The 11,808-nt window shown below is 39.2% G+C and carries 29 protein-coding genes; 1 reads left to right on the forward strand and 28 read right to left on the reverse strand.

Features of this window, described 5'->3' with window-relative positions:
* Window positions 1-5 precede the first annotated feature (5 nt).
* The 28 genes from WC356_02055 to WC356_02190 form a co-directional block, all read right to left on the reverse strand.
* Complete coding sequence (locus WC356_02055) at window positions 6-647, reverse strand: hypothetical protein (protein ID MFA5381920.1); 642 nt, start codon at window positions 645-647, stop codon at window positions 6-8.
* Window positions 648-711: 64 nt separating this feature from the next.
* Window positions 712-978 carry a hypothetical protein gene (locus WC356_02060; protein ID MFA5381921.1) on the reverse strand — a complete coding sequence of 89 codons (267 nt, stop codon included), beginning with the start codon at window positions 976-978 and terminating at the stop codon, window positions 712-714.
* Window positions 975-1,181, reverse strand: coding sequence for a hypothetical protein (locus WC356_02065; protein MFA5381922.1), 207 nt, complete (start codon window positions 1,179-1,181; stop codon window positions 975-977). The genes WC356_02060 and WC356_02065 overlap by 4 nt, the downstream gene beginning before the upstream one ends.
* Complete coding sequence (locus WC356_02070) at window positions 1,178-1,360, reverse strand: hypothetical protein (protein ID MFA5381923.1); 183 nt, start codon at window positions 1,358-1,360, stop codon at window positions 1,178-1,180. Before WC356_02070 ends, WC356_02065 begins: the two co-directional genes overlap by 4 nt.
* 15 nt (window positions 1,361-1,375) lie before the next feature.
* On the reverse strand, window positions 1,376-1,660 hold the full coding sequence (locus tag WC356_02075; GenBank protein MFA5381924.1) for a hypothetical protein: 285 nt from the start codon (window positions 1,658-1,660) through the stop codon (window positions 1,376-1,378).
* A gap of 158 nt (window positions 1,661-1,818) precedes the next feature.
* Complete coding sequence (locus tag WC356_02080; protein ID MFA5381925.1) at window positions 1,819-2,259, reverse strand: Gp49 family protein; 441 nt, start codon at window positions 2,257-2,259, stop codon at window positions 1,819-1,821.
* A 94-nt stretch (window positions 2,260-2,353) separates the two neighbouring features.
* Window positions 2,354-2,599, reverse strand: coding sequence for a hypothetical protein (locus WC356_02085; GenBank protein MFA5381926.1), 246 nt, complete (start codon window positions 2,597-2,599; stop codon window positions 2,354-2,356).
* Between the two features lie 86 nt (window positions 2,600-2,685).
* Window positions 2,686-3,537: an MmcB family DNA repair protein gene (locus WC356_02090; protein MFA5381927.1), complete on the reverse strand. Its 852-nt coding sequence runs from the start codon at window positions 3,535-3,537 to the stop codon at window positions 2,686-2,688.
* Between the two features lie 68 nt (window positions 3,538-3,605).
* Window positions 3,606-4,061: a hypothetical protein gene (locus WC356_02095; protein ID MFA5381928.1), complete on the reverse strand. Its 456-nt coding sequence runs from the start codon at window positions 4,059-4,061 to the stop codon at window positions 3,606-3,608.
* 83 nt (window positions 4,062-4,144) lie between these two features.
* Window positions 4,145-4,330 carry a hypothetical protein gene (locus WC356_02100; GenBank protein ID MFA5381929.1) on the reverse strand — a complete coding sequence of 62 codons (186 nt, stop codon included), beginning with the start codon at window positions 4,328-4,330 and terminating at the stop codon, window positions 4,145-4,147.
* Between the two features lie 228 nt (window positions 4,331-4,558).
* Window positions 4,559-4,720 (reverse strand): hypothetical protein, encoded by a 162-nt coding sequence (locus WC356_02105; protein MFA5381930.1) that lies wholly within the window; start codon window positions 4,718-4,720, stop codon window positions 4,559-4,561.
* 130 nt (window positions 4,721-4,850) lie between these two features.
* Window positions 4,851-5,141, reverse strand: a complete 291-nt coding sequence (locus tag WC356_02110; protein ID MFA5381931.1) for a hypothetical protein — start codon at window positions 5,139-5,141, stop codon at window positions 4,851-4,853.
* Window positions 5,141-5,383, reverse strand: coding sequence for a hypothetical protein (locus tag WC356_02115; protein ID MFA5381932.1), 243 nt, complete (start codon window positions 5,381-5,383; stop codon window positions 5,141-5,143). Before WC356_02115 ends, WC356_02110 begins: the two co-directional genes overlap by 1 nt.
* 14 nt (window positions 5,384-5,397) lie before the next feature.
* On the reverse strand, window positions 5,398-5,931 hold the full coding sequence (locus tag WC356_02120; GenBank protein ID MFA5381933.1) for a hypothetical protein: 534 nt from the start codon (window positions 5,929-5,931) through the stop codon (window positions 5,398-5,400).
* A gap of 108 nt (window positions 5,932-6,039) precedes the next feature.
* The gene (locus tag WC356_02125; GenBank protein ID MFA5381934.1) at window positions 6,040-6,189 is read right to left on the reverse strand and encodes a hypothetical protein; all 150 of its coding nucleotides are present in this window, start codon (window positions 6,187-6,189) and stop codon (window positions 6,040-6,042) included.
* A 139-nt stretch (window positions 6,190-6,328) separates the two neighbouring features.
* Window positions 6,329-7,126 carry a site-specific DNA-methyltransferase gene (locus WC356_02130; GenBank protein ID MFA5381935.1) on the reverse strand — a complete coding sequence of 266 codons (798 nt, stop codon included), beginning with the start codon at window positions 7,124-7,126 and terminating at the stop codon, window positions 6,329-6,331.
* Complete coding sequence (locus WC356_02135; GenBank protein ID MFA5381936.1) at window positions 7,123-7,344, reverse strand: hypothetical protein; 222 nt, start codon at window positions 7,342-7,344, stop codon at window positions 7,123-7,125. The genes WC356_02130 and WC356_02135 overlap by 4 nt, the downstream gene beginning before the upstream one ends.
* A 13-nt stretch (window positions 7,345-7,357) precedes the next feature.
* A complete protein-coding gene (locus WC356_02140) occupies window positions 7,358-7,669 on the reverse strand; it encodes a hypothetical protein (protein MFA5381937.1) in 312 nt (103 codons plus the stop codon).
* A 36-nt stretch (window positions 7,670-7,705) separates the two neighbouring features.
* Complete coding sequence (locus WC356_02145) at window positions 7,706-8,176, reverse strand: hypothetical protein (protein ID MFA5381938.1); 471 nt, start codon at window positions 8,174-8,176, stop codon at window positions 7,706-7,708.
* A 160-nt stretch (window positions 8,177-8,336) separates the two neighbouring features.
* Window positions 8,337-8,804, reverse strand: a complete 468-nt coding sequence (locus WC356_02150; protein ID MFA5381939.1) for a hypothetical protein — start codon at window positions 8,802-8,804, stop codon at window positions 8,337-8,339.
* 2 nt (window positions 8,805-8,806) lie between these two features.
* On the reverse strand, window positions 8,807-9,316 hold the full coding sequence (locus tag WC356_02155) for a hypothetical protein (protein ID MFA5381940.1): 510 nt from the start codon (window positions 9,314-9,316) through the stop codon (window positions 8,807-8,809).
* A 15-nt stretch (window positions 9,317-9,331) separates the two neighbouring features.
* Window positions 9,332-9,499, reverse strand: a complete 168-nt coding sequence (locus WC356_02160; GenBank protein MFA5381941.1) for a hypothetical protein — start codon at window positions 9,497-9,499, stop codon at window positions 9,332-9,334.
* A 191-nt stretch (window positions 9,500-9,690) separates the two neighbouring features.
* Window positions 9,691-9,978 carry a hypothetical protein gene (locus tag WC356_02165; protein MFA5381942.1) on the reverse strand — a complete coding sequence of 96 codons (288 nt, stop codon included), beginning with the start codon at window positions 9,976-9,978 and terminating at the stop codon, window positions 9,691-9,693.
* Window positions 9,979-10,152: 174 nt separating this feature from the next.
* The gene (locus WC356_02170) at window positions 10,153-10,383 is read right to left on the reverse strand and encodes a helix-turn-helix domain-containing protein (GenBank protein MFA5381943.1); all 231 of its coding nucleotides are present in this window, start codon (window positions 10,381-10,383) and stop codon (window positions 10,153-10,155) included.
* Between the two features lie 24 nt (window positions 10,384-10,407).
* Window positions 10,408-10,674, reverse strand: coding sequence for a hypothetical protein (locus WC356_02175; GenBank protein MFA5381944.1), 267 nt, complete (start codon window positions 10,672-10,674; stop codon window positions 10,408-10,410).
* A 1-nt stretch (window position 10,675) separates the two neighbouring features.
* Window positions 10,676-10,876, reverse strand: a complete 201-nt coding sequence (locus WC356_02180) for a hypothetical protein (protein MFA5381945.1) — start codon at window positions 10,874-10,876, stop codon at window positions 10,676-10,678.
* Window positions 10,873-11,280, reverse strand: coding sequence for a transglycosylase SLT domain-containing protein (locus WC356_02185; GenBank protein ID MFA5381946.1), 408 nt, complete (start codon window positions 11,278-11,280; stop codon window positions 10,873-10,875). Before WC356_02185 ends, WC356_02180 begins: the two co-directional genes overlap by 4 nt.
* A gap of 1 nt (window position 11,281) precedes the next feature.
* On the reverse strand, window positions 11,282-11,410 hold the full coding sequence (locus WC356_02190; GenBank protein ID MFA5381947.1) for a hypothetical protein: 129 nt from the start codon (window positions 11,408-11,410) through the stop codon (window positions 11,282-11,284).
* Window positions 11,411-11,441: 31 nt separating this feature from the next.
* On the opposite strand from WC356_02190, the gene WC356_02195 reads away from it, so the two are divergent.
* The gene (locus WC356_02195) at window positions 11,442-11,771 is read left to right on the forward strand and encodes a hypothetical protein (GenBank protein ID MFA5381948.1); all 330 of its coding nucleotides are present in this window, start codon (window positions 11,442-11,444) and stop codon (window positions 11,769-11,771) included.
* Window positions 11,772-11,808 lie beyond the last annotated feature (37 nt).

Raw genomic sequence — 11,808 nt, forward strand, 5'->3', positions numbered from 1 at the left:
GCCTTTCATATTTCTTTGCCCGTATTCAAATAACCAGTTTGAAGCCGCTTAATTTTATCTTTCAATGTCTCGTTTTCGGCTTTGAGGGTGGTAATCTGCCTGTATAATCTGTGTTGGTCGTAACGAATAAATTCAGCTTTCATTAGTTTGCCCATACATAAGATGCCATTATCGCATAGATTAGACATTTGGTTTGAACAAGTAGAACAGTTAGGTGCAATTATATATTCAAATAAAATATGCTTTACGTCTTTTAGTTCTACCTTTAATTCCTCAATCTCTTTCGCCTGTGCGTCGAGCTTGTCTTGATTTGTAGCAAGACGAAAAGCGGCAATGGCTTCGGGTTCGCCCTGACAGAGTTCGTCTATTTTTGTTTGGACAGCTACATTACACTTCTTACAGACGAAGACGCACTCCCTCTCTGCCCTAATTGTTATTCCCTTATTATAATGTTCCGTAACTGAACCCCAAACTATTTCAATTTTTCCCCCACAGCCACATTTTATTTCCGTTTTGCCATCTGGCTTCTGGGTTGGTTTATTACACTCACAATTATTTATATCTTGACCAATTAGACCACAGGTTTTTCTGTGCATCTTCTTTACTTGCTCTGGCTTCTGGCAGGCTTCGTCTTTCGCTATCCACATATTCCCATCTATGCACTTTCTGCACATTCGATTGGTTGCGCCACAGTTATCACAAGTTTCTTTATCACTCATTTTTTAATTCTCCATTTATCCAACAGTTCCATCTTGCTTTTTTAACAACATCAATCATTATCTCCCTCACCATAACGTTCATATTGCATATTTTAGTTGTGTCTGGCAACGCTTCTATTGCTTCCGTCCATTGAGGGTCATCATCGCAGCCCTGCCTTTTCATTTTGCAGGTAGTTTCATAGTACAAACGCTTGGTTTCTGCTATAACACAAGGACTGCTAATCTCTATCTGCCGCCTAAGTTCGACTCTTTCGCTCATTTTACAATTCCTTGTTTTCTTAACCTTGCTATTTCTCTATCGAAATTAGGACTACTAACAGCCTTTTTGATTGATTGTGAATAAGGCTTAAATTTTTCTGTATGTATTTCCTCAATAGATTTTCCACAAGTTGGACATTTATCGTCTCTGAATGGGTCGTATTTACCGCCACATTTAGGACATATTTCAGGGTCATAGCTCATTTTTGTTCTCCGGCTTTCTCAACCCTGTAAACAACATAATCATTCCCGTCTACTGTTGTGGCGATTACCAAAAGCAATTTCGGTTGTTCCCGTTGCCACTCTTTTTTAAGTTTTGGCTCACGAATATATACAGATGTAAGCATCATAAATATCACTGTTAAATATATAATAATTATCATTCTCTCACTTCCCTATTACAGCCTACGTCTTGATATTAAACATCTACCATACACTGACATCTCTGTCCCATTATAACTCATACTCCGCAATCCTCTTAAAAAATGTTTCTCTCCCACATCAATATATTTTCCGCATACCTCGCAATGATTCTCTACCCAAACTTGTTCTTCCCCTGCAACGTTCCACCCACCCTCCAGCACATTAACCACACAAGCATACTTTACGGGCACGTGTCCATATTTCTTGCAGTACGCTCCACAATTAAACCATCTTAGCCACCACTTTTTCATTTCTCGCATTTCATTTTCCTTTCTCAGAAAATAACCGACGGGCAATACTGTTTAGCTGGCCTATTTCCATAACCCATTTGCTACAACACCGCCGGTTATTCACTTTTCAAAATGCCGCCCCGACCGGAAAGTACAGGGCGGCTCGCCTTTACCGACACAGTAAGGGCTTATTTAACGCCGTTAGTTGCGGTTTGAAGAAGAAACCCTAAAAGCTCCCAAATCTTGTTTTTGATTCTACTAAGACAAATTTCAGTTCCAAGTTTGTCATCGTAATTTACAGGGTCAACACAGGACGATGAGTCTGTGATGATAAATCCATTTGCAAGTTCGGCCTGAACAACGGTAGTTTTACTACCAAGTTTAGTGGTATTAAAGTTTTTCAGAAAACTATCAACTGTTGGGGCAGTTATCTTTGTGCCATCTTCGCCAATCAATAAATTAGCTTTTTCAAATTGCTCTTTGGGACACCACGATTCATAACCGTCTGCGTACTTAACACGGTAGCCATCTTCATTTGGTGCGGACGACATTTCATTACCCTTTGAGGCGGCAAATTCATCTCTTGTTTGGGGAAACGCTTCAACTAATTTCACTCCGATGTACTTCATAACATTTTACCTTTCTAAAATTATTTAAACTCTCAAAAAACCGCCCGCTGAATGAAGAGGAACGGGCGGCTCGCCTTTACCGACACAGTAAGGGCTATTGATTCTCTTTAACTTTGCCAGACAGCCAACCTATTACGCCGCTGAACGTTGACATATCTGCTTCTGATACCAAGCCCATAGATTCTTTGACTTTGGCTTTTGGCAAAACCTTATCAACAGTGTCAACCGCCGTACCAACTGCGGCTTGTTTTTCTTCTGCCGTTTTCTTTTCGTCCTGCAAGGTCTGAAAAAGCCTTACTGCCATCATTGCCAACTGAAACCACAATAAAAAACTTGCCATACAATCAACCTACCTTTCTTTTAAAAATCTCTGATAATTTTCTACCGTTTATCTTTACTTCAACACTATGTTTTACTTCTACGCTTTCAAATTTCAAAATTGCCGTTATTAAAACCGCTGATATTGCTATGGCTATAAGCATTTTTACTTTCCGCTGCGACATTCGCAGTTTGGTTACTGGCTATTTGCTCTAACAACTCTTGACACTTACTTTTGACCGATTCTATTTTGCTAATAAATTCTTTTGGGATTGCTGTGCTTAATTTTTCGACCTGCTCTTTTATTTTCTTTTCAACGTCCCATCCATATATATTTATCTTTAAGTCCGCTGCGAATTTCTTAACATCTAAAAGATGCTCATTCTCGCTCTTGAGCCTGCGGTTTTCGTCCTCTACATTATCAATGCGTTTTTCTACAAGCTGTCGGATTTTATTAGAGACATTATAGCCAAGCCGCTTCTTTTCGTCTTTCTCGGCAAACCACTCTCGCCATTCATCAACCCGTCCCTTTGTATTATATTCCACTGTTATTTTCGCTCTCCACATAAGTATATAAACATATACATCTTCTGGCGGCTTTATACTTCGCACAGGGGCTTTCTTTTTTGTATAAAGACGTGTCCCGTTTTCGGATACCCATATCAATCCAGCCATATCCCCCACTTCGTCAGGCATAATAATTTTAGGAGGGCAAACGAAATAAAATTCACTGCAATACTGTAAATATGAAGTCCATTTTTTATCACCTATAAAGTCTTGACGACTTACCTTGATTTCATAGCCGACTGTACCAAAATTAGACCAAGATTTTCTCATCGCCCAAGCATCCATCCTCACACACCCTTTAGACGATGCACCTGTTTTACACTCTGGCACAAACACGTCCTGACTGTGCCTTAGTGCTAACAAATCTTTTATGTCTTGTGCGGTGATTTTCATATTTTCCTTTCGCCGTGTAAGGCGGTCAATAAGACAGCCCCCACAGCTTCGCCACGGAGATAGCGATTTTAAATTATTCCTTTGGTCAATTCTGATAATAAACATACTCTCTTACAACAAGCAGTAGCACGAACGCCAAGCCGCTTCAATTGCTTTGTGTTTCCAAAAACCATTGTTACTTTTGCGTTTGGATTTATCTTATTGAGCATATAAAGTTTCCATTTTGTATCAGGCTCAACACGGCCTTTGTATTCGTAAAATTCAAAGCTGTCGTCATTGTTTCGCACCGTAAAATCTATGAGCCAGCTACCCTCGGCTTCTTTGAAAACAAAATTCTGTGATTCATATTCCCAGTCCTTTATTTGATTGCACATTTTTAATAGCTGCAAATATCTTGCAAGTTTTATTTCAGCTTTTGCCCTGAAATTGTAGGTTTTGCCGCCAACTTCTGCGGTTGTGGGGATATTGCCGTATTTCTTACAGATTCTTTTATCTGTTTCAAATCCCATCATTACTTTTGCCATTTCTAAAACTTCCTTAAATCGATTTTAAGCCCTTATTTTGCCATTGCCCTATGTCCGGTATGGGCAAAGGCGTTTTAGCTACCTTAAATTGGCAACTGTTTCGTATTTCCGCTGTTCTGGCCGGATATTAACTCCGCCAAAAGTTCCTTTGCTTCCGTTAGTTCAGGACTGTCGCCGCCGAACATTTCAAGGTTCGCATTTTGAAAATCCATTTGGGTTATCATCCATTTTAGCGTTGTGATAACTTTTTGTTTTTGGTCTGGTGTCATTTCTTGTCCTTATCAAGTTTGGGTAAAATTTGAAACCAACCCGTTGTCTTACTATCCATAACGTACAAATGATTGCAATGCCTACACTCTTTAAAGTAATTCATAAAATACACATTAAAAAATCTATGCCAACTGTGCAGGCCAAAATAACATAAAATTCGTCTCATAAATTTCCCTTTTTAAAAATGCGCCCTCCGTGGCGCGGTAAATCAATCCTTTTTTTTCTTTTTAGCCATACAAAATCTTAATTATCATATCACTATCAACTCTTGCCATTAAGCCATATTTATCTATTATTAAATCAAGTCTTGATATTGCCTGATTATGCTCTGGATTCTCTATCGCAACATTGGCAATCATACCTTTAATTTCGCAAAGAGTGGCTATCATTTTTTCTTTCCTATTTTCTTATAAAATTGACAAACGTGAACACAACAATCCAGTTTTGAGTGTTCATATTTAATACACATCAAAGTCTTTCTATCACAATTACAGCAAGAATTACATAGGCTCTTTTTCATTAAACACCTATCGCTTTGCACAATGATTCATATTTGTAAGAGTTATGCCCGCTATTACAATAAACTCTTGCGTGTTTAGAGAAATTATAACGAGTAGTATCTAAGAAATCCTGCGCATCCTTACGGGAGAAAAACACTCCGGTTATCATACTTGCAACATCGTGAACATCACAGCAAAACATTTGGTGTGGGTCTATAATAATCCAATATGGACACCTTGTTGCCTCACTATCTGCCGATACTAAAGTGTTTGTGATTTCATTAAAAGCTGTTCTTGTATTATCATTCATTATTTTTTCTCCGCATTATGCAATATCATTGAAAAATTAGCAACGTCAACCCAATCTTTTTCTTCAACATTCCTTTGTAATTTACGCTTAAAGCAATCTTCTGAACAAGCATTATCGCAAGAGTCCCAATCCCGCTTGCCCTCATCGTATTTGGCAAGCATACGATTTTTCATTTCATCAGCAAAATCATCAACCGCATTGGTTATCTTATTTTGTTCTATTATTTTTTCTTTCGCAGTCATTATTCTATTCCTTTCTATATCCTTATGCCTGTTTTTGCTTCAAAATCTTTACGCATTTTAATTCTTCTTAATTCCTGTCCTTTAATATCAATGGCCGGAGGCACATCTCTAAAACCTACTCTCGGCAAGCCCATAATTGGCTTTAAATTTTGCTGTTTTTCTTTGGCGTAAGCCCGTTCTCGATTTAAGGTTGCTTGCTCTCTAACCTGCTTAGTCCACCATTTTTCTTCGCTAAAGTATTCAGGATGAAACCAGAGCCACCGCTTGCCCTTGTCGTCTTTTGAGCCTCTGGATAAAAACTGCGCGAGCGTCCATTGATTGTATTTGAAGTAAAATCGGGCGTCGGACAAAACAAAAGCAAGATTCCTAATAGCACTTTTGATAGCTTCATAGTCATATCCCTCTTTAATTATTTTTCTTATGGCCTGCTGCGCATCTGGAAGCAATGACCTATGAGGTTTATATTTGCCTATTTTAGCCTGTTCATTCCAGATTTGCAATACCGAAATTTCTTCTGTCTCTCTATTTAATCTATCTTGGTCAGTCATCTTAATAAGCCCTTTTTCTGAATTTAATTCAACTTTTCCTGCAAGCGTACCAGATTGATGCTATAAAAAACAAAGCCATTATCAGCCACACGACAAGAGATTGCCAGTTCATTTTTTTAACTCCAATTCAATTCCCATTTGCTTTAGTTCCTGCTCTGTTTGTTCCACATTATTTTCGTTCACGAATCTAAACTCAAACTCTGGCTTATTTTTCTTGCCTGAAATAAACCTTGTGCCTTTGGCCGAAAATTCAATCAAGACTTCACTTTCTTAATTTTCTCAAATCCGTTAAAAAAGTCTTTCACATCTCTTACTGTCATTGTTTCGCCTTTTTTATAGCCGCATTTAACGCAGTATTCAGCCTTGTCGGACATATAAGTATTGCAACGAGGACAAGTCATTTATCACCTGCAAATAAAGGAAGCTGGCCTTTTCGTTGTTCTTTAACAGGAACGCCGGTATCTACTGCTTCAAGTCGTTCTCTTGCAATCTTGCAATAATCTTCTGATATATCAATGCCTATATAGCGTCTGCCAAGCATTTTAGCGGCAACGCAAAATGAACCAGAACCACAACAGCAATCTAAAACTAATTCGTTTACATTAGAATAAGTTTTCACAAGCCACATAGATAGTTCTATTGGTTTTTGGGTTGGGTGTTCATAATCATTTCTATACACTGTTCCAAAATCTAAAATACTCGTAGGGTAATAAGTATCATTTATGGTTTTTACCGGATGTTTTTTGCCATATACAGTATCAGTTTTATAACTCATATTATTGCCCTTTGCCCGCATAATACCTTTGCGCATAAGCGGGTTATAGGTATAATTGCCATTAGTAGATTTGCTAAAAATCAATACTATTTCGTGTTTTCGCAATGGTTTTAATTTTGCGTCAAGAAAACCAGACGTATTGCCTTTGTTCCAAATTAAGTCATATTTGAAATTGGCGAGATTATTTTGTATCAGTTCGGTGGCAAAAGGTTGTATGGCAGTTAAAACTATAACTCCATTGTCTTTTATAATTCTATTAAAAACTTCCCACAATTTAATTGTGTCAATCCTTTTATCCCAAGAGCAAGATGTTTGGCCGTAAGGTAAATCTGTCAGTACCAAATCTATGCACTTATCCGGCAATTCCCGCATAACTTCAAGGCAGTCGCCGCAGATGATTTGATTCATAGGTAAGTTCATTCCATAGCCTCTCTTGCCTCTTGGCACAGCCTTGCCGTTGCTACGCCCTGCAATCGGGCTTCCTGTTCGCTGCTGCGATATATTTTCTGCATAGTGTTTTTGGGCGTTGCTTTGGCAATGTTGGCCAAAATTCGTTTAGCCTGTTCATCGGTAAGGACAGTAGGCTGCGACAATGCTCGGTCTATTGTTTCAATTTGCTTAGAGGTTGGCTTTTTCATTTTAAGGCTTTCGTTATAAATCTGAAATCAAGCTGAAATACGCTTTAACAACCTTGTCTTTGGCCTTAACATAATCAGCGTAAAGAGATTCGACTTCGTGGCCGAGACATAATTTTTGATTGCCCATATCAACATTAGGACGACAAGCTGCGCAGTTTTCAGTTTTGCCGTGCTTTTTAAGCCATATCTGAATATCGCGCTCGATTGTCAACATTTTAGCTTCATTCGCCATTGTCCACCTCTTGCTCACTTTCTCTAATATCTGCTTGCCTCTTGCGCAAATTTTTCTTATATCTTTGCAGATTAAAACCGGCAATCTCATCATTGGTATATCGGTTAGCGTCTGATTCAGAATTAAACATTATTGCTTTTCCTTGTTATTGCGGAAATTTTTGTCTGGGTCGGGAATTACAATTCCCCATTGGCTGGCACAAAACGAACGTACATCGTCAAAATGCTTTGCAGTCTGTTCAATACTGGCTTTGGCCAGTGTAATTCTCTCGCCATTGTCATTGTAAATAGGGCAGACAGAATACAGATAATCTTTCAATAGGTATTTGGTAATGCCTATTCCGGTCGGTGTATCAATTCTCAATAAATATGAAGTATCGTAGCCTCTGTCGTTAAATTCAGCTACAATCATAGTAAGAGCCAGCCCAAAATATGCGCCAAGTTGCTGTTGCGTCTTGGGCTGGCTATACTTTTTTACAATCCGTTCAACAAGAGTTCCGTCCTTGAATGATTGAAGATAATGGGTTTCTATCCGTTGCTGTTCAGGGGTTGCCTGAAACTCGCCATTCGCTATTACCCCATATATCTTTATACTGTTCATAAACTAATCTCTGTTATAATTCCGTCCAGCGGGCGGGATTCGATGTACCCGCAATATACTTCATCGCTACAAAGCGGTGGCCGCTGGTAAGTCCCTAACCTTGCTTTGCTGGTTTATTCTTTGCGCCCCATTTTTTGGGGTCTGCACCAGTCAAATCAATTCAAAAAGGAATACCGCTATTGTCCGGCTCTTGTGCTGGTGGCATTTCATCTGGCGCATCAGTGTTAGGATTGAAATTGGCCGGTAATTTTGTTCCGTTCGGATTTAAGCCTCTTGCTTGCGGCGGCGTAGGCTTGGCCGGTACTACATTTCTCGGCGCACGAACTCTGATACCGCCTGTAATTTTGCCGCCAAAGGAAATTGTAGGCTCATTATAAAGCACAATTTTTTTGCCTATCCAGCCAGAGTCCTCATTACTACCTGTAATTGCCGCAATTATCTGGCCGTTTGTAGAATTAAGGATTAACGGCTTGTCCATATCCTTGAAGTGCATAGCCCACCTGTATTCTGGCTCTGCGCCTTCTTTGGCGACATTAACTTCCTCGCAAGATTCGATTGTAACCAGTATTGCAGGTTCAACATCATTCTTGGTCAGAAACTTACTTTTCTTTAAATCATTTACATTCATTGCTACTTCCCTTCAAAAATATAGTTAATTAGTTGGTTGATTTTTGGCTTAAAATTATCTGGTATCTCTATATTTTCTACCAATTCATCGTATTTACCTGAAGCTATCATCGCACAAATTATATTACATCTTGTCTTACCCTTAGCTATTTTATCCCAATCCGGCTTTCCATTTTGTTCAATCTCTTCCTGTGAATAATGCTGTTCTTTTGGCTGATATGGCTCTGGCTCGGTTATTGTTTCTGGCACATAGCCAATAACAAACAATTTTACCCCTGATGCGCCATTTTGTATCTGGCCGGAGATAATTCTTATATGATTACCACGTTCAAGGCTTAGCCCTTGCAATAATACCTCTGCCTGAATATCACCCGATAAATCAGATAATACGCATTCCTGCGTCCATTCACCGCCAGTTTGTAGTTTGCTCTTTGGCTTTTTTACAGTAGCTTTGACATCACACATAAAAGTTTTGCCGGTATCATTTTCTAATAGCCCTGCTATGTCTGTCATTTTTCTTTCCTTTTTTTATTCGGATTTATTTATTACAAAATTATGAAACTTTTCAACTACATCACAAAGTTGTGCGTGTACTTTTTTATATCCTACCTCTTCGCCGGTTTCGTCTTTATCAAGAGCAAAGGGATTTACAGGCTCATTCACAAGCCAGCCGCTATCATCGTCAAAGTCGGTCATTTTGAACCCCGCAGGGTTAATAATCTCACAAAATTACGAAATAACTTATCATCATCAATTTCGTTTTCGTTGTTTATTGCCCAATTTATCATTTTTATTAAGCCAAACACTAAAGTACCAACCAGTGAAATAGGCCATATCAACAATCTTATAAGTATTTTCAGAATTATCATTTTTTTCTCCGTTAATTTTTATTCTGGTTTCTCGGCTGCGGCGATAGCGGAATTTAAAAGTCCAAGTGATTCACAAACCCCGCCAACGTTATCCCTCGCAGCAAAATGTTGCATATATGGCAGAGCGGACTTTAACGCCCCTACCAAATCCTTAATCTTCTTCTGGTCTGAATCGTAGGAGTTCCAGCGGGCAATAATCTCTTCCATAAAACAGTGAGAAGATTCTGACCATTTAAATATACTACCCAAACCAATAATCTCCTCATCTTCTGTTATTTCTAACTTTTCGGGCCATTTGTTTTTCATTTATTCACTTCCTTTTAAAAGTAGCGGCAGGTTTTAGCGTTGATAATCGTTTTGGTGGGCAAAAAGAATATCCCTGCCGCCGTGTTTGTTAAGGATTATTTTTTTGTCAATTATCAACGCTTCAAATACAATACCAATTATTTTAATTTTGTCAATAGAAAAATAAGAATTATTTTAAAAATTATTTGCAATGCTATATCTTTTTACTTTGACCTCATTGCCGCCATAGCCAAAAATACTGCCTGTCTGAATCTTAATCCATTTGCCGGTTGTAGCATAACCACGCTTTGATATTCGGCTGATGTAGTGGCGCAATTCGCTTGTATGGAATAGTTTTTGGCATTCAAGAGTAGTCAAGCTGTTTCCACGCAAAAGATAGTCAAGGATTTTATCTTCGGTTTTCATTGTTCACTCCTTTGGGATTAGTATTTATTTTCTAATACAACCGCACCATTCCAGATACCAAGTCCCTTCTTGTTCTGTTCCACTATATAAATATAAAGGTACATCCTTTCTTTGACGAAAAGCCTTGCAACCATCGGCAAGCCTTTTAAGTCTGACAAGGCTACGCCATAAATGCTTATCGTCTTTAGGCAACAAATGATATACTGGAATAGGGCTATCGCCATTAGTAATCTCAACGCCGAGTTTGTATGCTCTATGTTTTATTGTTAGCCATTTCACAAACCTGTTCATCTCACAACCCTACTTTCTTTTTAATTGTTTCAAATACCCTGTCAAGACCGGCCAACGCTTCGGCCTTTATCTCTTCGATATTATTACTATTATTAAAAAAAGACATATAACTATGCAACGATTTGGTCGTTGACCCCTTATCTCTTTCAACCCTCACAAAATCTATTACAAGACGGTATTTTTCTATTGGTTTTTTGCTCATTTCATTGCTTTCATAACTTTTTTTGCATACGGAATTGTAGCTTTTTTCTTGTGGCCATAACAGCCGCCATTCCAACAGCGAGATTTGTTGAAATCGCTCATTCCTTTGCAATAGTGATTTAGGTAGATACGGCACATCTCATAAGACTTTTGTTTGTTGCATCGGTCTTTCAGGGTGAAATCTTTACCGCTGATACGATTTACGTCTTTGACCATTATCGGCCAAATTTGCAAAATTCCTACCGCATTTCCCGAATCGCCTACTGCATCAGCTCGGCTTCCACTCTCAACCTGTGCAATAGCGTCCAATAATCGCTCTACGTTGACCGCCTTGCCATTATCTTTGGCCTGCCCTGCCATTGACACTCCCAAAATTATCGTGGCTGTAATAAGTGCTAATCGCATTTTACCACCTGCTTTCGTCAACATCTTGGACTACTGTTTCTGCTTTAACACGACTAAAAACTTTTTTGCATTTAGGACAAGTCCCGTGATAACTTTCTTCGTGGCGGTCGTATTCCATATTTAATGGCACAAAGCATACGGGACACCATTCGCCGCCCAGTTTGGAGGGGGAGAAAGATTTATTTCAAAGAGCAATTATCTTGTTAATTAGCCATCGCCAGAGCCATAGCCAGAGCCATAGCCATCGCCATCGCCAGAGCCATCGCCAGAGCCATAGCCATCGCCATCGCCAGAGCCATCGCCAGAGCCAGAGCCAGAGCCAGAGCCATAGCCATCGCCATCGCCAGAGCCATCGCCAGAGCCATAGCCATCGCTATAGCCATAGCCATCGCCATAGCCATAGCCATAGCCAGAGCCATAGCCATAGCCATAGCCATAGCCATCGCCATAGCCATCGCCAGAGCCAGAGCCATCGCCAGAGCCAGATTTAATTACTGTTTCCATACCGAAACCCCTTGAATACTTTTT

Source organism: Candidatus Micrarchaeia archaeon (assembly GCA_041653315.1).
GTDB lineage: Archaea > Micrarchaeota > Micrarchaeia > Anstonellales > JAHKLY01 > JAHKLY01.